At 66.2% G+C, this 22,506-nt stretch carries 22 protein-coding genes; 14 read left to right on the top strand and 8 right to left on the bottom strand.

Features of this window, described 5'->3' with window-relative positions:
* Positions 1 to 48 precede the first annotated feature (48 nt).
* The 5 genes from pbpC (at position 49) to pcaF (ending at position 6,245) form a co-directional block, all read left to right on the top strand.
* Complete coding sequence (pbpC, locus tag QHC78_RS00805; protein ID WP_319741970.1) at positions 49 to 2,400, top strand: penicillin-binding protein 1C; 2,352 nt, start codon at positions 49 to 51, stop codon at positions 2,398 to 2,400.
* Positions 2,401 to 2,576: 176 nt separating this feature from the next.
* The gene (locus tag QHC78_RS00800) at positions 2,577 to 3,278 is read left to right on the top strand and encodes a 3-oxoacid CoA-transferase subunit A (RefSeq protein ID WP_319741969.1); all 702 of its coding nucleotides are present in this window, start codon (positions 2,577 to 2,579) and stop codon (positions 3,276 to 3,278) included.
* A 10-nt stretch (positions 3,279 to 3,288) separates the two neighbouring features.
* Entirely contained in the window at positions 3,289 to 3,927 is a 639-nt protein-coding gene (locus tag QHC78_RS00795; RefSeq protein WP_319741968.1) for a 3-oxoacid CoA-transferase subunit B, read from the top strand.
* A gap of 4 nt (positions 3,928 to 3,931) precedes the next feature.
* Positions 3,932 to 5,011 (top strand): maleylacetate reductase, encoded by a 1,080-nt coding sequence (locus QHC78_RS00790; RefSeq protein WP_319741967.1) that lies wholly within the window; start codon positions 3,932 to 3,934, stop codon positions 5,009 to 5,011.
* Between the two features lie 28 nt (positions 5,012 to 5,039).
* Entirely contained in the window at positions 5,040 to 6,245 is a 1,206-nt protein-coding gene (gene pcaF / locus QHC78_RS00785) for a 3-oxoadipyl-CoA thiolase (RefSeq protein ID WP_319741966.1), read from the top strand.
* Positions 6,246 to 6,268: 23 nt separating this feature from the next.
* On the opposite strand, the gene QHC78_RS00780 is transcribed toward pcaF, so the two are convergent.
* From QHC78_RS00780 to coxB, 3 genes are read right to left on the bottom strand one after another with little or no spacing between them, the layout of a single operon-like run.
* Positions 6,269 to 6,871 (bottom strand): DUF4893 domain-containing protein, encoded by a 603-nt coding sequence (locus QHC78_RS00780; RefSeq protein WP_319741965.1) that lies wholly within the window; start codon positions 6,869 to 6,871, stop codon positions 6,269 to 6,271.
* An 18-nt stretch (positions 6,872 to 6,889) separates the two neighbouring features.
* Positions 6,890 to 9,430, bottom strand: coding sequence for a cytochrome c oxidase subunit I (gene ctaD / locus QHC78_RS00775; RefSeq protein ID WP_319741964.1), 2,541 nt, complete (start codon positions 9,428 to 9,430; stop codon positions 6,890 to 6,892).
* A complete protein-coding gene (gene coxB, locus QHC78_RS00770) occupies positions 9,427 to 10,167 on the bottom strand; it encodes a cytochrome c oxidase subunit II (protein ID WP_319741963.1) in 741 nt (246 codons plus the stop codon). Before coxB ends, ctaD begins: the two co-directional genes overlap by 4 nt.
* Between coxB and QHC78_RS00765 the strand changes: the two genes are divergently transcribed.
* On the top strand, positions 10,166 to 10,651 hold the full coding sequence (locus QHC78_RS00765; protein ID WP_319741962.1) for a DUF2231 domain-containing protein: 486 nt from the start codon (positions 10,166 to 10,168) through the stop codon (positions 10,649 to 10,651). The two genes, coxB and QHC78_RS00765, sit on opposite strands and share 2 nt — an antisense overlap.
* Positions 10,652 to 10,660: 9 nt before the next feature.
* On the opposite strand, the gene QHC78_RS00760 is transcribed toward QHC78_RS00765, so the two are convergent.
* On the bottom strand, positions 10,661 to 11,092 hold the full coding sequence (locus QHC78_RS00760; protein WP_319741961.1) for a CopD family protein: 432 nt from the start codon (positions 11,090 to 11,092) through the stop codon (positions 10,661 to 10,663).
* Positions 11,093 to 11,291: 199 nt separating this feature from the next.
* On the opposite strand from QHC78_RS00760, the gene QHC78_RS00755 reads away from it, so the two are divergent.
* The gene (locus QHC78_RS00755) at positions 11,292 to 11,879 is read left to right on the top strand and encodes a malonic semialdehyde reductase (RefSeq protein ID WP_319741960.1); all 588 of its coding nucleotides are present in this window, start codon (positions 11,292 to 11,294) and stop codon (positions 11,877 to 11,879) included.
* Positions 11,880 to 11,912: 33 nt separating this feature from the next.
* On the opposite strand, the gene QHC78_RS00750 is transcribed toward QHC78_RS00755, so the two are convergent.
* The 4 genes from QHC78_RS00750 to QHC78_RS00735 all read right to left on the bottom strand — a co-directional run bounded on the left by QHC78_RS00750 (position 11,913) and on the right by QHC78_RS00735 (position 14,373).
* Positions 11,913 to 12,509, bottom strand: a complete 597-nt coding sequence (locus QHC78_RS00750) for a nuclear transport factor 2 family protein (RefSeq protein WP_319741959.1) — start codon at positions 12,507 to 12,509, stop codon at positions 11,913 to 11,915.
* A gap of 43 nt (positions 12,510 to 12,552) precedes the next feature.
* Positions 12,553 to 13,416, bottom strand: coding sequence for an intradiol ring-cleavage dioxygenase (locus QHC78_RS00745; RefSeq protein WP_319742717.1), 864 nt, complete (start codon positions 13,414 to 13,416; stop codon positions 12,553 to 12,555).
* Between the two features lie 118 nt (positions 13,417 to 13,534).
* Entirely contained in the window at positions 13,535 to 13,996 is a 462-nt protein-coding gene (locus QHC78_RS00740) for a DUF192 domain-containing protein (protein WP_319741958.1), read from the bottom strand.
* A 143-nt stretch (positions 13,997 to 14,139) separates the two neighbouring features.
* Positions 14,140 to 14,373 carry a cold-shock protein gene (locus QHC78_RS00735; protein WP_319741957.1) on the bottom strand — a complete coding sequence of 78 codons (234 nt, stop codon included), beginning with the start codon at positions 14,371 to 14,373 and terminating at the stop codon, positions 14,140 to 14,142.
* A gap of 240 nt (positions 14,374 to 14,613) precedes the next feature.
* Between QHC78_RS00735 and clpS the strand changes: the two genes are divergently transcribed.
* The 7 genes from clpS (at position 14,614) to ehuA (ending at position 22,430) form a co-directional block, all read left to right on the top strand.
* The gene (gene clpS / locus QHC78_RS00730) at positions 14,614 to 14,934 is read left to right on the top strand and encodes an ATP-dependent Clp protease adapter ClpS (protein WP_319741956.1); all 321 of its coding nucleotides are present in this window, start codon (positions 14,614 to 14,616) and stop codon (positions 14,932 to 14,934) included.
* Positions 14,931 to 17,222, top strand: coding sequence for an ATP-dependent Clp protease ATP-binding subunit ClpA (gene clpA, locus QHC78_RS00725; RefSeq protein WP_319741955.1), 2,292 nt, complete (start codon positions 14,931 to 14,933; stop codon positions 17,220 to 17,222). The genes clpS and clpA overlap by 4 nt, the downstream gene beginning before the upstream one ends.
* Positions 17,223 to 17,707: 485 nt before the next feature.
* Complete coding sequence (locus QHC78_RS00720) at positions 17,708 to 19,285, top strand: DEAD/DEAH box helicase (protein ID WP_319741954.1); 1,578 nt, start codon at positions 17,708 to 17,710, stop codon at positions 19,283 to 19,285.
* A gap of 160 nt (positions 19,286 to 19,445) precedes the next feature.
* Positions 19,446 to 20,351: an ectoine/hydroxyectoine ABC transporter substrate-binding protein EhuB gene (gene ehuB, locus QHC78_RS00715; RefSeq protein ID WP_319741953.1), complete on the top strand. Its 906-nt coding sequence runs from the start codon at positions 19,446 to 19,448 to the stop codon at positions 20,349 to 20,351.
* Complete coding sequence (gene ehuC, locus QHC78_RS00710; RefSeq protein WP_319741952.1) at positions 20,348 to 21,001, top strand: ectoine/hydroxyectoine ABC transporter permease subunit EhuC; 654 nt, start codon at positions 20,348 to 20,350, stop codon at positions 20,999 to 21,001. Before ehuB ends, ehuC begins: the two co-directional genes overlap by 4 nt.
* The gene (gene ehuD, locus QHC78_RS00705) at positions 21,001 to 21,663 is read left to right on the top strand and encodes an ectoine/hydroxyectoine ABC transporter permease subunit EhuD (RefSeq protein ID WP_319742716.1); all 663 of its coding nucleotides are present in this window, start codon (positions 21,001 to 21,003) and stop codon (positions 21,661 to 21,663) included. Before ehuC ends, ehuD begins: the two co-directional genes overlap by 1 nt.
* Positions 21,660 to 22,430: an ectoine/hydroxyectoine ABC transporter ATP-binding protein EhuA gene (gene ehuA, locus QHC78_RS00700; protein WP_319741951.1), complete on the top strand. Its 771-nt coding sequence runs from the start codon at positions 21,660 to 21,662 to the stop codon at positions 22,428 to 22,430. Before ehuD ends, ehuA begins: the two co-directional genes overlap by 4 nt.
* Positions 22,431 to 22,506: the final 76 nt, after the last annotated feature.

Here is a 22,506-nt window from a genome sequence, read left to right as displayed (position 1 = left end):
GAAGGGGACGCGTATGCACGGCGCGGCTGATCGCTGTGGGGACGTCCCGTGAGGCGGCGCTGGCTCATCGCCGCGACGCTGGCCGGCGCCGTGGCCGCTGGTTGGCTGGCGGATCGCCTATGGCCGTTGCCGCCGCTCGCATATGGCCAGGCCGACGGCGGACTGGTCGTGGTCGCTGCCGACGGCAGCCCGCTGCGTGCCTATCCCAGCGAGGATGGCGTCTGGCGCTATCCGGCCACTCCGGAGCAGGTCTCGCCGCGCTATGTCGAGACGCTGCTGACCTACGAGGACCGCTGGTTCTACTGGCATCCGGGGATCAATCCGGCGGCCCTGGCGCGTGCTGCCTGGCAATGGGCAGTGTCGGGCCGCATCGTCTCCGGCGGATCGACCCTGACGATGCAAGTCGCCCGCATGGTGGACCCGGCCTTGCGCCAGGCTCCGCGCTCGGTCGCCGCCAAGTTGCGCCAGATGGCGCGCGCGCTGCAACTGGAGTGGCATCTTTCCAAGCGCGACATTCTTACGCTGTACCTGAACCACGCGCCCATGGGGGGCATCGTGGAAGGTGTCGAGATGGCGAGCCGCGCCTATCTCGGCAAGCCGGCCCGGGAGCTCAGTCATGCCGAGGCCGCGTTGTTGACGGCGTTGCCGCAAGCCCCTTCGCGGTTGCGCCCGGATCGCGCACCCGAGGCGGCGCGGGCTGCGCGCGACAAGGTACTGGATCGCATGGTCGCACTCGGTAAATGGCGCGTGGCGACCGCTGCCGACGCCCGCATCGAGCCGGTCGTGGCGCAATCGCTGCGGGGCCGGTGGCTGGCCCCGCTCGCTGCCGAGCGATTGCGCCAACGCCCGCCGTCCGCCGACGGGACCGGCCGGCGGCTGGTGCGTTCGACCATCGATGCGGAATGGCAGTCCATCGTCGAGAACATGCTGTTGGATCGGGTCGATACGCTCCCTCCCCGTGTTTCCATGGCGGTCCTGGTAATGGACAACGATAGCCTGGAGGCCCGGGTCTATGCCGGTTCGGCCGACTTTTCCGATCCTCGTCGCGCCGCCCACGTCGATATGGTCAAAGGCGTGCGGTCGCCCGGTTCCACCCTCAAGCCTTTCCTGTATGCGATGGCGCTGGACGACGGCATGATCCATTCGGAAAGCCTGCTGGTCGATGCGCCACAGACTTTCGGCGGCTACCGGCCCGGCAATTTCCAGGCGGCCTTCTCCGGCGCCGTCAGCGTGTCCGAGGCCTTGCAGCGGTCGCTCAATGTACCCGCCGTCGACCTGCTGGATCGCCTGGGCCCGGCGCGCTTTGCGTCGGCCTTGCGCGCCGGCGGCATGCGGCTGCGCATCCCGGCAGGCGCACCGCCCAATCTGAGCCTGATACTTGGCGGTGCCGGCACCACGCTCGAGGAACTCGTCGGAGCCTATCGTGCCTTGGCGCGTGGCGGCATGGCAGGCAGGGTACGCCTGAGCCCGGCCGAACCCCGCATCGAATCTCGCATCATGAGTGCGGGGGCGGCATTCATCGTGCGCGATATCCTCGAGAGCGGGGGCCGGCCGGGCCGGCCTTTCCATGCTGGCGGCACGGGCCTGGCCTGGAAGACCGGCACCAGTTTCGGCTTTCGCGATGCATGGGCGGTGGGCGTGACCGATGACTGGACGCTGGGCGTATGGGTAGGGCGGCCCGATGGTACGCCGAACCCCGGCTACTTCGGTGCCAACGTGGCTGCGCCGCTGCTGCACGATCTGGTCGCCGCGCTGCCGGCCGCCGCGCCATCGCCGCGGGTGCCGCCTGGATCGGTGCGGCCGCTCGCGATATGCTGGCCGCTGGGATTGCGGGCAGACAGCACGCCGGAGGATGCGTGCCTCCAGCGGCGACGGGCGTGGGTGCTGGATGACGCCGCGCCTCCCACATTGCCCGATCGCGGGACGCTGGGCGGGCAGGCAGAGACGATCTGGATCGATCCGCGGTCCGGCCTGCGAACTGCACCAGGGTGCCGCATACCCGGCCGGCCCGTGCCAGCGGCACGTTGGCCGGCCGCCTTGCAGCCATGGCTCGAGAGCGGCGTTTTGGCCGCAGGCCTGCGGCCGCCATGGCATCCGGCGTGCCGGCAGCCCGGGCGCGATCGTGCGGGCGTGCGGCTGGAGGGATTGGAAACCGGCGCCCTGCTGCGGCCGGTTCCCGGCGCGGACCGGGTCGGGGTCGAGGTCCGCGCCCCGGGCGCCGAAGGGGGGCGGTGGTGGATGCTGGATGGCCGGCCGCTTCACAAGACCGAAGGGACCGGGCCGCTTGTGTTGACGCTGGTGGACAACGGCCCGCATACCCTTACCGTGATGGACGAGGCGGGCAGCTATGACAGCGTGCGCTTTACCGTCCGCGGCCTTCCGGAGCGCTTATCTCCTTAGTGCCTGCCCGTCCACTGTCAGTTTTACTCTTATCATGGACTTGGACTTGCCCCAGGGCACGAATGGAGGTTTAATGTTTAATATTCGAACAATAGTTCGCGTATAGAACATTTTTCGGTTTCGCAACTAGGTACGCGCTTGCGCCTACGGCGCGCAGGCATCGTGCGGAGACATACATGATCAACAAAATCGTGGCTTCGGTTGCCGAGGCACTGGCCGACGTCAAGGACGGCTCGACTATTCTCATAGGCGGTTTCGGTACGGCCGGCCTGCCCAATGCACTGATAGACGGACTCATCGAGCAGGGCGCCAAGGATCTCGTCGTGGTGAACAACAACGCCGGGAATGGCTATACGGGGCTTGCCGCGCTGCTGCAGACCGGCCGGGTGCGCAAGGTCATCTGCTCGTTCCCCCGCCAGACGGACTCTTATGTGTTCGACGAGCTGTACCGCGCCAAGAAGATCGAGCTGGAACTGGTGCCGCAGGGCAACCTGGCCGAGCGCATCCGCGCGGCGGGAGCCGGTGTGGGCGCCTTCTATACGCCAACCGGCTTTGGCACCCTGCTGGCGGAAGGCAAGGAAACACGCAATATCAACGGCCGTGACTATGTGCTGGAATATCCCATCCATGGCGACGTGGCGCTGATATCCGCCTACAAGGGCGACCGCTGGGGCAACCTGGTGTATCGCAAGACGGCACGCAACTTCGGGCCCATCATGGCGACGGCTGCCAGGATGACCGTCGCCCAGGTGCACGAGACCGTGGAGCTGGGCGAGCTCGATCCCGAAGCGGTCGTGACGCCCGGTATTTTCGTCAAGCGCGTGGTGGCCGTCGGGCCTGAGGGCAGCGCCCACTCCAACGCCCAACACGCAGCCTGAGGAAGACGCAATGAACAAACTGAACCGAGACCAAATCGCCCAGCGCGTGGCGCGCGACATCCCCGAGGGCGCCTATGTGAACCTGGGCATCGGCCTGCCCACGCTGGTGGCCAACCACCTTCCCGCGGACCGCGAGGTGCTGCTGCATACCGAGAATGGCCTGCTCGGCATGGGCCCTGCGCCGGAGAAGGGCCAGGAAGACTGGGACCTCATCAATGCCGGCAAGCAGCCGGTCACCGCCTTGCCCGGTGCGGCCTATTTCCACCATGCCGATTCATTCGCCATGATGCGCGGGGGGCATCTCGACATCTGCGTGCTGGGCGCTTTCCAGGTGTCGGTCAAGGGCGATCTGGCCAACTGGCATACCGGTGCGCCTGACGCCATTCCGGCCGTTGGCGGCGCCATGGACCTCGCGATCGGCGCCAAGCAGGTCTTCGTCATGATGGACCTGCTCACCAAGACCGGGTCGAGCAAGCTGGTCGAGACCTGCTCGTATCCGCTCACCGGCGTAGGCTGCGTCAGCCGGGTCTATACCGACATGGCAGTGTTCGACATCAAGAAGGACGGCGTGTACGTGACCGACCTGGTGGACGGCTTGTCGTTCGACGAGCTGCAACGTCTCTGCGGCGTAGCGTTGCGCCGGAGCTAGCCTCGTGGACGCCTTCGTCTACAGCGCCAACGCGGCGCGCGTGGTGTTCGGCGCCGGTGCCTTGCAGCACCTGGAGCGCGAAATCGAACTGCTGGGCGCGCGCCGTGCGCTGGTACTGTCCACGCCAGGGCAGCGCGGGCAGGCCGAGCGCGTTGCCGAGCGCCTGGGGGCGAGGGCGGCAGGCATCTTTGCGGGCGCGGCGATGCACGTACCGATCGAGGCGGCGCGCACCGCGCGCGATGAAGCGCGCCGGCTCGGTGCCGACTGCGCCGTGGCGATCGGGGGCGGCTCCACCGTCGGCCTGGGCAAGGCCATCGCGTTGGAGTCGGGCCTTTCCATTCTTGCCATTCCCACGACCTATGCCGGTTCCGAAATGACGCCTATCTACGGCATCACCGAGGGCGGCCTGAAGAAAACCGGGAAGGATGCCAAGGTGCTGCCGCGCACCGTCATCTACGATCCGGAATTGTCGTCAGGCTTGCCGGTGGAGCTGTCGGTAACCAGCGGCATGAACGCCATGGCGCATGCCGCCGAAGGCCTGTACGCCCAGGACAGCAATCCCATCATGTCGCTGCTGGCCGAAGAAGGGCTCGCCGCCATGGCGCGAGCCCTGCCGGGCATCGTCCGCGATCCCGGCGACATCGAAGCCCGCTCGCAAGCACTCTATGGCGCCTGGCTGTGCGGCACCGTGCTGGGCAACGTCGGAATGGCGCTGCACCACAAGCTCTGCCATACCCTGGGCGGAAGCTTCAACCTGCCTCATGCGGAATGCCACACCATCGTGCTGCCGCATGCCATGGCCTACAACGCCCCGGCCGTGCCCCACGCCATGGCGCGCATCGCGCATGCCATCGGTACGGACGACGCGGCAGCGGGGCTCTACGATCTTGCCCGCAACAATGGCGCGCCCGTTGCCTTGCGGGATCTCGGCATGCCGGAGGCCGATCTCGATCGGGCCGCCGACATCGCGGTCTCCAATCCCTATTGGAACCCGCGTCCCATCGAGCGCACGGCGATCCGTGCCTTGCTGCAGAACGCCTGGGCCGGCGTACGCCCGGTCACCAACGTCAGTCGCAACCCCTAGAACAGTTCTACCCATTCCGAGACAGACCATGACTACACACGCCTTCATCTGCGACGCGATCCGCACCCCCATCGGCCGCTACGGCGGCTCACTGGCATCGGTGCGTACCGACGACCTCGCCGCGATTCCGCTCAAGGCCCTGATGGAACGCAATCCTCGCCTGGATTGGGGCGCGGTGACCGACATCATCTTCGGCTGCGCCAACCAGGCCGGCGAGGACAACCGCAACGTTGCCCGCATGGCCTCGCTGCTGGCCGGGCTGCCGTTGGAGCTGCCGGGTTCGACCATCAACCGCCTGTGCGGCTCCGGCCTGGACGCAGTCGGCACGGCCGCCCGCGCGATCAAGTCGGGCGAGGCCGGACTGATGCTGGCCGGCGGCGTCGAGAGCATGAGCCGTGCCCCCTTCGTCATGGGCAAGGCCGAAACCGCCTTTTCGCGCAATGCGCAGATCTATGACACCACTATCGGCTGGCGTTTCGTCAACAAGCTGATGAAGCAGCAGTACGGCGTCGACTCGATGCCCGAGACTGCCGAGAACGTCGCTACCGATTTCAATATCGAGCGTGAAGCCCAGGACCGCATGGCGCTGGCCAGCCAGACCAAGGCCGCCGCAGCGCAGAAGTCGGGCTTCTTCGACGCCGAGATCACGCCGGTGACGATCCCGCAGAAGAAGGGCGATCCCATTGTCGTATCGAAGGACGAGCATCCGCGCGAGACCAGCATGGAAGCGCTGGCCCGCCTGAAAGGCGTCGTGCGTCCGGACGGCACCGTGACGGCCGGCAATGCCTCGGGCGTGAACGACGGCGCTTGCGCGCTGCTGCTCGCCAGCGAGGCCGAGGCGGCACGCCATGGCTTGACGCCGCGTGCGCGCGTGGTCGGCATGGCGACCGCGGGGGTCCCGCCGCGTATCATGGGCATGGGGCCCGCTCCGGCCACCCGCAAGGTGCTGGCCCTGACCGGCCTGACCCTGGACCAGATGGATGTCATCGAGTTGAACGAAGCGTTTGCGGCGCAAGGCCTGGCGGTGCTGCGCGACCTCGGGCTGCCCGACGACGATGCCCGCGTGAACCCCAACGGCGGTGCCATCGCCCTGGGTCATCCGCTCGGCGCCAGCGGCGCGCGCCTGGCCACCACGGCGATCAACCAGCTGCATCGCATCGGCGGCCGCTATGCGCTGTGCACCATGTGCATCGGCGTGGGCCAGGGTATCGCGGTCATTCTCGAACGCGTCTGATCAGCACCGGACCGGTGCCACGCTTATCGAACCAGCTCGAGGATATCGAAGCGTGACTCATGGGCTGGCAGGGGCAGCTCCAGCCTCAGCCGGTCCGGCCCCAGCTGATAGAGATAGCCCACATCGTTGCGAGCGGGGTCGTCGCCATACCGGCGGCGCGTTTCCCCGCCCCAGGCCGTGGCACCGGCGTAGCCCAGGCGCATCCCGGGCACATCGTAGAAAGTTCCCGCGGTGCGCTGTGAGCCGGACAGCTTGCGCAAATACAGTCCGCCGCTGTCTTCCGAGATGCGGCAGCGGAACCACCCGTATACCGTCAGGGGGCGGATGCCGCCCAGCTTGAGCGTGCGGCATCTCCAGCCTCCCGCGATGCCCTGGGGGCGTACCGGAGTGCCGCTCAATGCCTGTTCGAGCTGCGCCACATCGGCGCGCGTGCCGCCGCGCCGCGCTTCGGCGATGGCCGCTTCACGCGCGGACTCGTATCGTTCCAATCGGCGCTGGTCGGCCGGCTCGAGGCCAGTGGGGAAGGTACCCGTGGCGTCGGCGCCGATGGCCACGCAGAACGCGGCCGTACCTATCGCCACGCGTATGGCAGCCAGGCGGAGGCGGAAGCGGAAGGAGGGCGTCATCGGCTTTTCCGTTATTCCTCAACAGATTGCCGCCCCGGCCCAGATAGGCTGCGGCGGCCCATACAGCACGGCCAGGGCGATCAGCCCCGTCACCCACGTATAAATCCACCACAGACCAGAAATGCGGACGTCCAGGCTGCGCAGCGGGGAAACATAGCCCGCCAGGCAGCGCAGCGCGCCCAGGCCCGCGAGGATGACGCCTATCGCCACATGGAAGGCAGCATAGCAGACCAGGGCAAGCGAGACCGCGGCATAAGCGTGGCTGGTGGGCGGCGGAACGGCGTCCATGCCGATGTGCGCCCATGACCAGAGCGCGGCCAGACCGGCCAGCGCGGCGACGGCGAGCCATCCGGCACAGAGCCGCGGGCGGGCCAGCATGCGCGGCCGGCGGGCGACCATCACCGCGGCCAGAGCCACCGTCAGGGCCGCTCCGCAGGCCAGCGGAGCGGGAACCGTCCGCGAAATATAGACGGGCGGCGGCCACTGCGGCGCAACGGTCCATAGATACGCATAGCCGAAAAGCAGCGACCCGAACAATGCCGCATCGGCGACGAGCGTCAGCTTGGTTCCGCTCCATCCCGGCGGATGGCGGGCGACGGCATGAGGCAGCAGCCACAGTCCGTTGCCCGCGTCGAGCGGACGCGGATCGGCGCGCAGGCCGCTGCGCCATGCCCAGCAGGCCAGCAGGACGGCAGCCAGCACCGCTGGCGCAGGTAGTGCCGCGTACACCTTGAATAGCAGGCAAAGGCAGCACAGCAGCAAGGCCAGGGCCGACCATAGCGGCAGCCAGGTCGAGCCGGGCAGGATGATGATGTGACGGGGTTGCCCGCTCAGCAGCTCGACGGAGAGCGTTTCGCGGTGGCCTCGCCCCGGGTCGGCGAGATAGCCTTGGCCGCCCGCCAGCTCGGCACCCAGGTCCGGCCGGGACCAGAGCGGGTCCTCGATGCCGGGTTCCGGCATGGCCGCAAGGTTCGGGATCGCCGCAAAGTTATAGCTGGGCGAGGGCGTTGCCATGGCCCATTCTATTCCCGATGCCCGCCACGGATTGGGAGGCGCGCGCCGGCCAACCCGCGCATGCAGGAAGATGTCCAGTATGAATAAGCCGACGCCCGCAGCCTGGAGAAAGCCGCCGAGCGACGAAACCAGGTTGAGTCCTTCCCATCCGCTATCTGCCGCATACGCGTGGACGCGCCGCGGCATGCCCAGCATGCCGGTGAGGTGCATGGGCAGGAAGGTCAGGTTGAAGCCGGCAAAAATCAGCCAGAATGCCCATCGCCCCAGCACCGGCGACGGCATGCGGCCGGTGACGTGCGGCATCCAGTAATAGGCAGCGGCCAGCAGCGGAAAGACCATGCCGCCTATGAGCACATAGTGCAGGTGTGCGACGACGAAATGGGTGTCGTGCGCCTGCCAGTTGAAAGGCAACAGTGCCAGCATCACGCCCGTCAGTCCGCCGAGCACGAAGATAGCCAGGAATCCCGCCAGATAGAGCATGGGCAGGCGCAATGCCGGCGTGCCCGCATAAAGGGTGGCGAGCCAGGCGAAGAACTGCACCGCCGTGGGCACTGCAATCAGCATGCTGGCGATGGAGAAGAAGGCGGCGGCATGTCCCGCGATGCCCGCCGTGGACATGTGGTGGCCCCAGAGCGCGAAGCTGAGCACGCCCACGGCCAGCACGCTTGCCAGGATCCAGACGCGGCCGACGATCGGCCGTTGCGCGAAGGTGGGGATCATGGTGGAAACCAGGCCGGCCGCCGGGAGGAAAATGATGTAGACCTCGGGGTGGCCGAACATCCAGAACAAGTGTTGCCACAGCAGGGGATCGCCGCCGCGCGCGACGTCGAAGAAGGGCCAGCCGAACGCGCGCTCCACTTCCAGCAGGATGCTGCCCAGGATCAACGGCGGAAAGCCTACCAGGATCATGAGCGCGGTCACGAGCATGTACCAGGCGAACAGCGGCATGCGGGACAAACGCATTCCCGCCGCCCGCACCCTCAGTATCGAGGCGGCCAGTTCCACGCCGCCGCACAGCGCCGAGATCTCCGAGAAGGTGACGCCTATGAGCCAGACGTCGGCGTTGACGCCGGGGCTGTACGTGCTCCCGGACAGGGGCGTATACATGAACCATCCGCTACGCGGCGCCACGCCCGCCGCCAGTCCCCCCAACAGGATCAGGCCACCGAACAGGTAGCACCAATAGGCAAAGGCGCCGAGCCTAGGGTAGGCCAGGTCGCGGGCGCCCAGCATTTTGGGCAGCAGGTAGATGGCAAAGCCCTCGAGCATGGGGATGGCGAACAGGAACATCATCACCGTGCCGTGCATGGTGAAGATCTGGTTGTAGGTCTCGCTGTCGAGAAAACCGTTTCCGGCAGCGGCCAACTGCGCCCGCATCATCATTGCCAGCACGCCACCGACCAGGAAGAAGGCGAGCGCAGTGAGAATGAAGCGCAGGCCGACCGTCGTATGGTTGACGGCGGCGAGCCTTCCCCAGCCAGGCGGGTTGCCCCATATCTGCTCGAAAGCCCGGTGGCGGGCTACGGCGGACGGCGCGTCGGTCATGGGCGGGCGCTCCTGTCGGCAGCCGGCCGGCTGGGGCCGTATCGGTCCAGCGCCGCCAGGACGGCGGGAAGCTGGTCGGGATCATGGGCATGGACTTCCAGCATCATCTGGGCGTGCCCGGCGCCGCAGAATTCCGCGCACAGCCCCCGATAGACTCCGGGCCGGTCGGCCTGCAGCCGGACCAGATGGGTGCGTCCCGGGATGGCATCGACCTTGCCGCCCAGCCGGGGTATCCAGAAGCTATGGATGACATCTTCGGTCGACAGCCGGATCTCTACCGGGACGGAGGCGGGAATGTGGATCACATTTATCGACCGCGCGGAAGGCGCCCCATTCTCGGGATAGCGAACCTCCCAGTACCATTGCCGCGCGTGGACCTCTACCGGAAAGGGCGTGCCTGCCATACGTTGCGCCATGAGGTGTGTCGCATACGTCCCGCCCGCCACCAGCGCGAGCAGGACCAGCGATGGGAAGACGACGCCGCCTCCCAGCAGCCAGTTGCGCTCGCCGATGGCCTCCGTGCGCGCCGGTCGATACGCGCAATAGAGGGCCAATGCAATCATGGCCGCAGTGATCAGCAGCGTGCCGCCAGCCATGATCCACCACAGCAGCGCGATAGGGCGCGCCCCCGGGCCCGCCGTATCGAAGGTGGAGAAGGGCGCGGCGGCAGAGGCCGACAGGGACGGCCCCAGCGCCAAGGCCGCCACGCGGTACGAAACTTGCGTCAGGACAACCATGGAAAAGTTCGGCTTGCCCCTGCCTCTCGATACCCCGACCCGTGTGGCCGTCGCGCGGCACCCGGTCCACCCGATGCTGGTGACCTTTCCGATCGCCTTTTTCCTGGGGGCGCTGGCCTGCGATGGGGCATTTCTGTGGAGCGGCGATACCTTCTGGGCGCGCGCGGCATTGTGGCTGCTCGGCGCCGGGCTCGTCATGGGGGCGCTGGCAGGCCTCGCCGGCACCATAGAGCTGCTGGCGGTGGAAGGCATCCGCCGGCGTGCGGCCAGCTGGAGCCATTTCGTCGCAGCCGTGCTATTGCTGGCCGTCCAGGCGGTCAATTGGCGGGAAAGAATGGCGGTAGGGGTAGACGAGGCAGTGGTTCCGTTCGGCATCATGCTGTCCTTGCTCGGGGCAGGGTGGGTAGCGGTGGCCGGGTGGCTGGGCGGCAAGCTCGTGTTCGAGCACCAGGTCGGGGTCGGCGGCGACGACACGGAGGATTGAGGCCGCCGCTCATGCCGGTGAGAAGATTCCAGCTGGTTTGGCCAGGGCCAACCAAAACACCGCCGACATCAGCATGACCGGTACGGCGATCTGCGCCGTGAGCCGCGCGGGCGACACCAGGCCGATGCGATGGCCGAGACGGACAACCTGGCTGCCGCAATACAGATGGAAGCAAACCATCAGCGCTACAAGCAACAATTTCCATATCAGCCATTCGCCCTGCACCATCCGGGCGAAGACCAGACCTGTCCCCGATATGATCGCTATCACCGCCGCTGGCGAGGCCAGCATGGCGAATGTAAAACGCGTCATGACCCGCGCGCGGTGGTACTGGCTGCGCGTCTGTGCATGACGGTGCAAGAGGAATAAACCGGGCAGATAAAGTAGCGTGGCGCACCAGACCAGCAAGGAAATGAAGTGCAGCGCCTTGAGCCATAGCATCGGGAATCCCCCAGGGCGTGCCCGCCGGTCATCGCGCGGGGCGTCGTTGCCCACGGTCCAGCAAGGAGTGTGCCCGGCGAGCAAGGCGGACCGGGCCGGGCCCGGCTCGGCGCCAAAGCCGGCTGCACGCCCGGCCCCGTTCAGAGGCCGGTCTTATAATTTCCGCTTCGCAACTATGCCGCCTGTGCCGGAGCGTCTGATGGCCCCCATTTCGCAAGAAGCCCTAGAACAACTGTTTTTTTCCGCCCGTACCCAGAATGGCTGGCTCGACAAGCCCGTCTCCGACCAACAGCTCCGGCAGGTCTACGACATCGCGAAAATGGGACCGACTTCGATGAACTGCCAGCCGATGCGGGTGGTGTTCCTGCGTACGGCCGAAGCGAAGGCGCGCCTCATTCCCGCGCTGAGCGCGGGTAACGTCGACAAGGTGAAGGCGGCGCCGGTGACGGCCATCATCGCGACCGACACGCGCTTCTACGAGTACATGCCGCAGGTCTGGTTCCGCGAAGGGGCCAAGGAGATGTTCGAAGGCAACGCGGCGCTGGCCGCTTCCACCGCAACCAGGAACGGTACGCTGCAGGGCGCCTACTTCATCATGGCGGCGCGTGCCGTGGGCTTGGACTGCGGTCCGATGAGCGGATTCGACGTTGCCAAGGTCAATGCCGAGTTCTTCCCCGACGGCCGCCTGACGGCGAACTTCCTGTGCTCGCTGGGATATGGCGATTCGTCCAAATTGTTCGATCGCCAGCCGCGCCTGCCGTTCGAGCAGGTCGCCACGCTGCTCTAGACCCGCGCGACCGGCGCGCGGGCAGCAGCACGCCTAGGGGCGCGCCGAGCCGGCGAGCCAAGCCTTGCCGCGGTCGTACAAGGCCTGGACTTCGCTGCCGCGCAGGCCAGGCATGGTGGTCTTCACGTCCATGCCTATCTTGACCTGCAGATAGGCGAGGTGCCGATAGCCTTCCGGAAAGCGGGACAGCAGGTCGGCATCCAGCTCCAGCCGCGCGGCCGGATCGACGGGGTCGAGCCGGTCCTTCTCGTAGATGGGCTGGCGTTCCACCATGCCCCAGCGGCCGCCGCGTTTTTCCAGGAAGTCGTAGAAGCGGCCGGTGCAGACGACGTCGCAAAGCACGCCGTCCACGACCGCGCGCTGGGAAATGGTCATCTTGGTCTGCGCAATGGCCCGGTCTCCCTCGCGATCGATGGTCATGCCGCCGAGGAAGTGCAGGATATTGACGCCCCGTTCCATGCCTTCCCGGCTCTGCCGGATGAATTCGGCGGCGGGTGCCTGGCACCAGGTCGCGTTCATGCGGCCATCTTCGTGCCAGACCGTGGCGAAGCGTTCCCAGTCGCCCGCGTCGCGCCACAGGGCCCAGTTTTCCACCAACTCGCGGATGGCCAGCTTTTCTTGGTCATACATCTCGTCTTCTCCATATAGATGGACCGGGTGCGGCCGGCCGCGCCTAGGCTGCCGGGTTCAGCACGAAATCGAAATCCAGTGTGTAGAACGGCCGTTCGCTCGTGCCGCCGTCCGGCGTGGCGCCGGGCTCGTGGCGGACCCACTGGGCCACCAGAGACGAGCGCACGCCGAACACCGCATCGGAGTCGAGGTATTGGTCTCCGTCGCGGAACACATGCGTGACCAGCGTCTCGTAGCCCTCGGCCTGGATCATGAAATGGAGGTGGGCCGGCCGCCAGGGGTGGCGGCCCAGCGCGGCCAACATGCGCCCGACCGGACCGTCGTGGGGGATGGGGTAGGCTTCGGCCAGGATGGAGCGGAAGTGAAAGCTGCCATCCCGGGCGGACCGGATACGTCCCCGCCCCCGGTGTTCCGGCTGGCCGGGGTACTGCACATCGTAGAACCCGTCGGCGTCGGCCTGCCAGACCTCCATGACGGCGCCGGCTATCGGCGTGCCGTCCGTGCTTTTGACCGTGCCGCGCACGAAACAGGGGTCGCCCTTGGCGCCATTGGCGAGATCGGCGCCGAGCTCGTAATCCGGAGCGCCCTCGACGAAAAAGGGGCCGAATACGGTGGCTTCGGTGCAAGAGGGCGGCTTGCGATGGTTCATCGCCGTAACTAGGGTGGACAATCCCAGGGTATCGGAGAGCAGGATGAACTCCTGGCGCTTGTCATCGGTGATGTGGCCGGTAGCCGTCAGGAACTCGATGCCGGCTGCCCACTCCGCTTCGGTCAGCTTCACTTCGCGGGCGAAATCGTGCAGGTGCCGCACGAGGCTGGTCATGATCTCCCTGAGTCGGGGATTCGGCGCTTCGGCGTGCCGGGCAAGTACGGCCTGGGTAATGGTGTCTTCGTTGAGGTTGCGCAAGGCGATCTCCTGGGAACGGCTTTCCATCCCGCCGTCGCGGGTGCCGCAAGCGCGGCCAATGTCGGGTGACGCAAGTTCTTCAATATGGCCGGTCCGCGGCCGGCGGTCGAGCGGGGCCTCAGCGGGAGCCGGGGATGCCGTCGATACGGGATCCGGCCTTCAGCCCGCGCTTGGCGAACCATCCGCGTTCCATTTCCAGCGCGTAGCGGACAGGGCGGGCCGCGCAGTGGCTGTCCTCCGTCCTGGGCGCCATATCCTCGATATTGGCGATCGTGCCGTCATCGGCAATGAAGGCAACGGACAAGGGCACCAAGGTGTTGCGCATCCACATGCACTGGGTGCCGGCCCCGTCGAAAATGAAGAGCATGCCTTGGTTGGGGCCCAGCTGTTCGCGGAACATCAGGCCCTTCGCACGGGTCTCAGGCGTGCTGGCGACTTCTGCGTGGATGAGGTGCATGCCGGCGCGGAGCGTCTGGACCGGCAGGGCCTGGGCGGCGGCGACGCCGGCCAGGCAAAGAGCGGCAATACCCGCGCTGGCCCGGGCGGCAAGGCGCGGAAACCGGGAAGTGAAACGAATCATGGCTAGGGACAGGGACGAAAGAGGCAATAACCGGACAGCCGCGGAGCCTGCGCACCGCGGCGCGTCACCCGCCGAGCGTAGCACGACCCGGCCGTCAGTAGGCGCAAGCCCGCGGCTTGGCGCCGGTGGCGGCCGGTGTTCCGTCAGACGGCTTCGCTGATGTTGAGCGCCTGTTTGCCCTTGGGGCCCTGGGCAGCCTCGAAGGTCACTTTCTGGCCTTCCTTGAGGGTCTTGAATCCGGTCATCTGAATGGAGGAGAAATGGGCGAAGAGGTCGTCGCCTCCGTCGTCGGGTGTGATGAACCCGAAGCCCTTGGCATCGTTGAACCACTTTACGGTGCCGGTACCCCTCTTGGCTTGGCTGGTTTCGCTGGACATGACGCTATGCCTTCTTGTAGTCGGTTACAACATATGCGAGGCGCGCTCCCCCGGGTGCCGCAGGCAGACGATTGCGCGCTTCGCGGGCGCTGGTATTACTATGTTCCGGGGCTTGAAAACCCAAGCCCCAGGCCGCAAATAATGGAAAAGATGCACCGCTGCGTCAAGCTCGGGATCGCCCGGGCATATAGGAGTATGCTGACGGCTTGCGGGGTACTTTCAAGTGGATAGAATAGGCGCATGGGCACCGGGTTCGATTCTCAACCGGATCAGACAACGCTGCTTGAGCGGGAACCGTCCAAGACCAAACCACCTCCAATGTACGAGGTGGTGTTGTTGAACGACGATTACACGCCGATGGAGTTCGTTGTGCTGGTATTGGAAAAGTTTTTCAGCAAGGGGCGAGAGCAGGCCACTCAGATCATGCTCAAGGTGCATCACGAGGGCCGAGGCGTGTGCGGGGTCTATCCCCGGGACATTGCCCGGACCAAAATCGACCAGGTCTGCCGTTTTGCTCGGCAAAACCAGCATCCGCTTCAGTGCATCATGGAGGAAGCGTGATTTCTCAAGAATTGGAAGTAAGCCTACACATGGCTTTCGTCGAGGCCCGCCAGGCCCGGCACGAATTTATCACGGTAGAGCACCTGCTGCTCTCGCTGCTTGACAATCCGTCGGCGGCCGAGGTGCTGCGGGCGTGCGCTGCCAACCTGGACGACCTGCGCCGCAACCTGCGCAATTTCGTCAATGACAATACGCCCGTCATCCCCGGCACGGAAGAAGCGGACACCCAGCCGACGCTGGGCTTCCAGCGCGTGATACAGCGCGCGATCATGCACGTGCAGTCCACGGGCAATGGCAAGAAGGAAGTGGCCGGCTCCAACGTGCTGGTCGCGATCTTCGGCGAGAAGGACTCCCATGCCGTGTATTACCTGCACCAGCAGGGCATCACGCGCCTGGACGTCGTCAACTTCATGTCCCACGGCATTACCAAGCAGCCCCAGTTGGAATCGTCCAGCACGCCCAAGGAGCCGGAGGCCGACGCCGAAGGCGAGGCCAAGCAGTCGCCGCTGGACCAGTACACCCAGAACCTGAACGTGGCCGCCAAGGCCGGCAAGATCGATCCGCTCATCGGCCGCGACAACGAGGTCGAGCGGGTCATCCAGGTGCTGTGCCGCCGGCGCAAGAACAACCCGCTGCTGGTCGGCGAGGCCGGGGTGGGCAAGACCGCCATCGCCGAGGGCCTCGCTTGGCGCATCACGGAAGGGGCGGTGCCTGACGTGCTGGCGGATGCCTGCGTCTATTCGCTGGACATGGGCGCCCTGCTGGCGGGTACCAAGTACCGCGGCGACTTCGAGCAACGTCTCAAGGCCGTCCTCAAGCAGTTGAAGGAAAGCCCCAAGGCGGTGCTGTTCATCGACGAAATCCATACGCTCATCGGCGCCGGCGCGGCGTCGGGCGGTACGCTGGACGCGTCCAACCTGCTCAAGCCGGCCTTGTCTTCGGGCCAGCTCAAGTGCATCGGCGCCACCACGTACACCGAGTACCGCGGCATCTTCGAGAAAGACCACGCTTTGTCGCGTCGCTTCCAGAAGATCGATGTCAACGAGCCCAGCGTCGAGCAGACCGTGCAGATCCTGCGCGGACTCAAGCAGCGCTTCGAGGACCACCACAGCGTCAAGTATTCGTCGGCCGCACTGGCGGCGGCGGCAGAGCTGGCGGCCAAGTTCATCAACGACCGGCACCTGCCCGACAAGGCCATCGACGTGATCGACGAGGCGGGCGCAGCCCAGCGCATACTGCCCAAGTCGCGACAGAAGAAGATCATCGGCAAGGCCGAGATCGAGGACATCGTCTCCAAGATCGCCCGGATCCCGCCGCAGGCCGTCTCCAGCGACGACCGCAGCAAGCTGGCCACGCTCGAGCGCGACCTCAAGGCCGTGGTGTTCGGCCAGGATGCCGCCATCGATGCGCTGTCTGCGTCCATCAAGATGGCCCGTTCCGGCCTGGGCAAGCCCGACAAGCCCATCGGCGCGTTCCTGTTTTCCGGGCCGACCGGCGTTGGCAAGACCGAAGTGGCCAAGCAGCTGGCCTTCATCCTGGGCATCGAGCTGCTGCGCTTCGACATGTCCGAGTACATGGAGCGGCATGCGGTATCGCGCCTCATCGGCGCGCCGCCGGGATACGTCGGCTTCGACCAGGGCGGCCTGCTGACCGAGGCCATTACCAAGAAGCCGCATTGCGTGCTGCTGCTGGACGAGATCGAGAAGGCCCATCCGGAGGTGTTCAACATCCTCCTGCAGGTCATGGACCACGGCACGCTGACCGACAACAACGGCCGCAAGGCGGATTTCCGCAACGTCATTATCATCATGACGACCAACGCGGGCGCCGAAACCCTGCAGAAGAACGTGATCGGCTTTGCCGGCGCGCGCGAGGCAGGCGACGAGATGGCGGAAATCAAGCGCATGTTCACGCCCGAGTTCCGCAATCGCCTGGATTCCATCATTTCGTTCAAGTCGCTGAACGAGGACATCATCCTGCGCGTGGTCGACAAGTTCCTGATGCAGCTCGAAGAGCAATTGCACGAGAAGCGGGTCGAGGTCGTCTTTACCGATGCCCTGCGTGCTTACCTCGGCAAGAAGGGATTCGATCCGTTGATGGGCGCGCGTCCGATGCAGCGTCTGATCCAGGACACCATCCGCCGGGCGCTGGCCGACGAACTGCTGTTCGGCAAGCTCGTCAATGGAGGCCGGGTCACGGTCGACGTGGTGGCCGACGAAGTCAAGCTCAGCTTCGACGACACGCCGCCGAAGGCCGCGGCTCAGCCCGAGGTCGAGCTGGCCGACTGAGCTTGCGCCCGGTTGTCCTGACCCAGGGTGCCAAGCAGGGAAGTGGGCCGCCGGAGTGTTTCCGGCGGCCTTTTTGTTGGCGGCTGGCCGCAAGGCAGAGGCTGGGCCGCCCCCGGCGCCGGAATCGAGGGGATATTCGCAACGCTATATCCTTTTCCAGCTTTCTGGGTTATCATTGCTGTACTGCACAAATCCCATTGCGTCTGTATCGATGATGCACGTATGGGGCCTCCATGCAGACGATCGGTAACCATGGGTTGACCGAAACTGCATCGTCTCTGACCTCGTTTTTCCCTTCGCTTTGCGCGCACGGTGATATCGGTCGGCGCCGATGATCCGTCCGGAGCGGTGTGTCCGTCTCCGCCGCGCAGCGCCAGCTTTCCAGGCTTGCATGACCACTGGCCCCCAAGGGCCGCGTCCGCCCATGTCCCTACATGGGCGGTTGGATCGCTCGCGTTGCGCATTACGCAACGTAAGGAATACACATGTCTTTTTCTGAACTCGGCTTGGCTCCCGCCCTGGTGGGTGCGCTTACCGACGCCGGTTTTGCCGAGCCCACCCCGGTGCAGGCTCGCGCCATTCCCCTGGCCCTGGAAGGCCACGATTTGATGGTCTCGTCGCAGACGGGTAGCGGCAAGACGGCCGCGTTCATGCTGCCGGCCCTGAACAAGCAGGTAAGTGCCTCGCCCTTGCGCAAGCCCGGGGTGCGCGTGCTGGTGCTGACCCCGACGCGAGAACTTGCCCAGCAGGTTAGCGATGCGACCCGTACCTACGGCAAGGCGCTGAACTGGCTGCGCACCGCGACCGTGGTGGGCGGCATGCCCTACGGCGCCCAGCTCAAGGCGCTGTCGCGCCGGGTCGATGTGCTCGTCGCTACGCCGGGCCGGTTGCTGGACCACGTCCAGTCCGGCAAGGTCGACCTGTCCGGCGTCGAGGTCCTGGTGCTGGACGAAGCGGACCGCATGCTCGACATGGGCTTCATCGACGATATCGAGGCCATCGTGGCGCGCACGCCGGCCACGCGGCAGACGCTGTTGTTCTCTGCCACGCTGGATGGTTCGGTGGCCCGGATGGCGGCCAAGATGATGCGGGATCCGCAGCGGATCGAAATCGCCTCGCAGAAAGAAAAGCACGTCAACATCACCCAGTCGCTGCTGTATGCGGACGACATGTCCCACAAGATGCGGTTGCTGGATCATTTGCTGCGCGATGTGAGCGTCCAGCAGGCCATCGTCTTCACCTCGACCAAGCGCGCGGCCGACGAGCTGGCCGACACGCTGGCCGAGCAAGGTTTCGCCGCGGCGGCCCTGCACGGCGATATGAACCAGCGCCAGCGCACGCGCACGCTGGGGCAAATGCAGCGCGGCCAGGTCCAGATCCTGGTGGCGACCGATGTCGCCGCGCGCGGCATCGACGTGCAAGGCATCAGTCACGTGGTCAATTTCGACCTGCCCATGCAGGCCGAAGACTATGTCCACCGCATCGGCCGCACCGGCCGCGCGGGCCGGGACGGCCTGGCTTTCACGCTGGCTGCGCATGGCGAACGCCACAAGGTCCGTACGATCGAGCGTTATACGGACCAGAGCATCGCGGTCCAGGTCATCCCCGGACTGGAGCCGCAGCGCACGCCGCGACCCGGTTCCGACCGGCCTCGCCGCGGTGGTCCTGGCGGCAAGCCGGGGTGGAAGTCGGGAGGACGGGGTGGCTACTCGCATCGCGAGGACAGCCGTTCGCAAGGGCGCGATCGTCCGTCGGGCGAGCGCGGCTATGGCGAGCGCGCTTATAGCGGCCGGCCCAATGGCGAACGTTCTCAGTCGGATCGTTTCCAGAACGGCGCCCCGCGCGAACGGGACGCAGCCGCGCCGGCGCGTGCCGGCCGTTCCTTTGGCGACCGTGCTTACACCGACAAGGCGCCGCGGTCGCAGCCGCGCACGTTCGGCGATGGTCCGCGGCAACCCGCGGCCGGCTGGAATGATCGCCCGCGCTTCGGCCGCCCCGAGGGCGAGCGCCGTGACGGCGATGCGCCGGCCCGTCGTTTCGATTCGCGGCGCCGCGCAGCTTAAGCGGTCCCTGCGCTGACCAGCCAGGCCCCGGGCGTGCAGACGCCCGGGGCTTTTTCTTTGGCGGTACGCGACGGCGGCCGCAGGAACCAATCCGGCCAATTGATTTGAACTGAAATATTATTAAGAGATATCATTTGCCTAGATATTTTCTGGGCATGCTATGAATCGAACCCTCCTCGCGGCCTGGGTGTTGGCGCTGTCCGCGGGGGCGGCGGCCGGCCCAGCGGCTGCTGCCGATACGCCGGAGGCCGCGCCCGACAGCCTTGAACGCGCCACGCAGGCCGGCAAGCTGCGCATCGGCTATGCCAACGAAGCGCCGTTCGCCTATATGGACAGCCGGGCCGGCAAGTTGACCGGAGAAGCGCCGGAAATCGCGCGCATCGTGCTGGGGCATCTCGGCATCAACGAGGTGGAGGGAGTACTGACCGAGTTCGGCGCGCTGATACCGGGCCTGCTGGCGGGGCGCTTCGACATGATCGCCGCCGGTATGTACGTGCTGCCGGACAGGTGCCGGCAGGTAGCGTTTTCCAACCCCACCTATGGCGTCGGCGACGCGTTCCTGCAGCGCACCGACAACCCGCGCGAACTGCGCAGCTATGCCGACGTCGCCGCCGATCCGGAGGCACGGGTCGGTGTGGTCGTGGGCGCCGTCCAGAACGACTATGCCGCGGGGGCAGGGGTGCCGGCCTCGCGGCTGGTGGTCTTCCCGGATGTCGTGAGCGCGGTGGAAGGAGTGGTGGCGGGCCGGGCGGACGTGTACGCCGCGACGGCGCTCACCATCAACTACGTGCTGACGAAGGTGCCGGATTGGCAGATCGACAAAGTCGCGAAGTTCGTCCAGCCCACCGCGGACGGCGCCCCCGTCAGGGGCTACGGGGCCTTTGCCTTCAGGAAGGAAGACGTAGCCCTGCGCGAGGCGTTCGACCGCGAGCTGGCCGGATTCATCGGCAGCCCTGAGCACCTACGGCTGGTCGAGCCGTTCGGTTTTACCGAGAACGAATTGCCGGGTGACGTGACCTCGGTGCAGCTGTGCGGCAGCGAACCCGCCGCCTCCGACATTCCATGACCGACTTGCCTGAGCTGTTGCCCTCACTGCTGCGCGGGCTGGCCACGACCCTGGAGATCATGGCGGGGGCCACGGCGGTGGCCGTTCCCGTGGCGGTCTTGATGGGATTGGGGCGCCTGTCGCGGCGCGCCTACTTGAGCTGGCCGGCGGCCTGCTATGTGGAGATCTTCCGCGGCACCTCCGCCCTGGTGCAGCTGTTCTGGGTCTATTACGTGCTGCCGCTGTTCGGCGTCCGGGTGTCCGCCCTCGTGGCCGGCATCCTGGTGCTGGGCCTGAACGCGGGCGCATATGGGGCTGAGGTGGTCCGCGGCGCCGTGGCGGCAGTTCCGCGCGGCCAGGCGGAAGCCGCGCTAGCGCTCAACATGACGCCGCGCGCCACGCTCTGGCGCATCATATTGCCGCAAGCGCTCGCCGCCATGTTGCCACCTGCCGGCAACCTGTTGATCGAATTGCTGAAGAACACGGCGCTGGTCTCGCTCATCACCATTACGGACCTGACCTTCAGCGCCCAGTTGCTGCGCAGCGAGACCTTCCGGACCGTCGAGATCTTCACCCTGGTCCTGTTGATGTATTTCGCGGTGGCGCAGACGCTCAACGCCGGTATGCGGTGGCTGGAACGGCGAACCGCCCGCTACAGGGTGCGCACATGATGACGCCTGCCGAGCGCCCCATATTCGACTGGGCTTTCGCTTGGGACGTCCTGCCCACTCTCATGGACGGCCTGGTCATTACCGTGCAGGCCACGGTGATGGGGATGGCGCTGGCCGTGACGCTGGGCCTGGCCCTCGCGTTGGCGCGGCGCGCGCCGGTCAAGCCGTTGGCCTGGACCGCGGCACTGGCCATCGAGTTCGTACGCAGCACTCCGCTGCTGGTGCAGCTGTTCTTCCTGTTCTATGTACTGCCGGTGACGGGCGTGCAGTTCTCGCCGCTCACGACCGGCGTGCTGGGCCTGGGCGTGCACTACGCCGCGTACTGCGCGGAGGTGTACAGGGCGGGACTGGATGCGGTACCGCGGGGTCAATGGGAGGCGGCGCTGGCGCTGAACCTGGGGCGCTGGCGGACCTTGCGCGGCATCATCCTGCCGCAGGCGATTCCGCCCGTGATCCCCGCACTGGGCAACTACTTTGTCGCGATGTTCAAGGATACGCCGCTACTGTCGGCCATTACCGTGGTCGAACTGCTGCAGGCCAGCAAGATTGCCGGATCCGCCACGTTCCGCTATACGGAGCCGTTGACCTTGGTCGGTGTGATCTTCCTGGTCCTGAGCCTGGCGGCGGCCGCGGTGGTGCGACGCCTGGAGGGAAAACGATGAGCGCCAGTGTTACGTTGGAGAATATTCACAAGCGTTATGGCGAGGTCGAGGTGCTCCGCGGCATCGACCTGCACATTCCCGCGGGGCAGACCGTGGCCTTGATCGGCCCCTCGGGGTCCGGCAAATCGACCCTGTTGCGGCTGCTGATGACGCTGGAGCGGCCCAATGCCGGCCGCATCCTGATCGATGGCGAATCGATGTGGACCGAAGACCGCAACGGGAGCGAAGTCCCGGCGAGCGCGGCCCACCTGCGCCGGGTGCGCGGCAAGATCGGCATGGTGTTCCAGCACTTCAACCTGTTCCCTCACATGACCGCGCTGCGAAATGTGGCCGAAGCGCCCCGGCACGTGCTGGGCCTGGGCAAGGAGGAAGCCGAGCAGCGGGCACGCGAGTATCTGGACATGGTCGGACTGGGCGACAAGCTGGACCAGTATCCGGGCAATCTGTCGGGCGGGCAGAAGCAGCGTGTCGGGATCGCCCGTGCGCTGGCGATGTGGCCCGAGGTGATGCTGTTCGACGAGGTAACCTCGGCACTGGATCCCGAACTCGTCGGCGGCGTGCTGGAGATCATGCGGGAGTTGTCGGCACGCCGCACCATGACGATGATCATCGTCACGCACCAGATGCGGTTTGCCGAGCGCAGTTCGGACCGGACCCTGTTTTTCGAAGCGGGCCGCATCGTGGAGGACGGCCCTTCGGCCACGTTGTTCTCGAATCCGTCGGAAGCCCGTACGCGCGAATTTCTGGATGCCGTCATCGAAGCCTGAGCCCGCTTCTTCGCGACAGGGGTAGACTATATCGGCGGTGCAGCGCGCGCCGCCTGTCTATCCTCAGGAATCGTTG

The organism is Pigmentiphaga sp., from assembly GCF_033795525.1.
Taxonomy (GTDB): domain Bacteria; phylum Pseudomonadota; class Gammaproteobacteria; order Burkholderiales; family Burkholderiaceae_B; genus Pigmentiphaga.
This window is presented reverse-complemented; position numbering and strand designations above follow the sequence as displayed.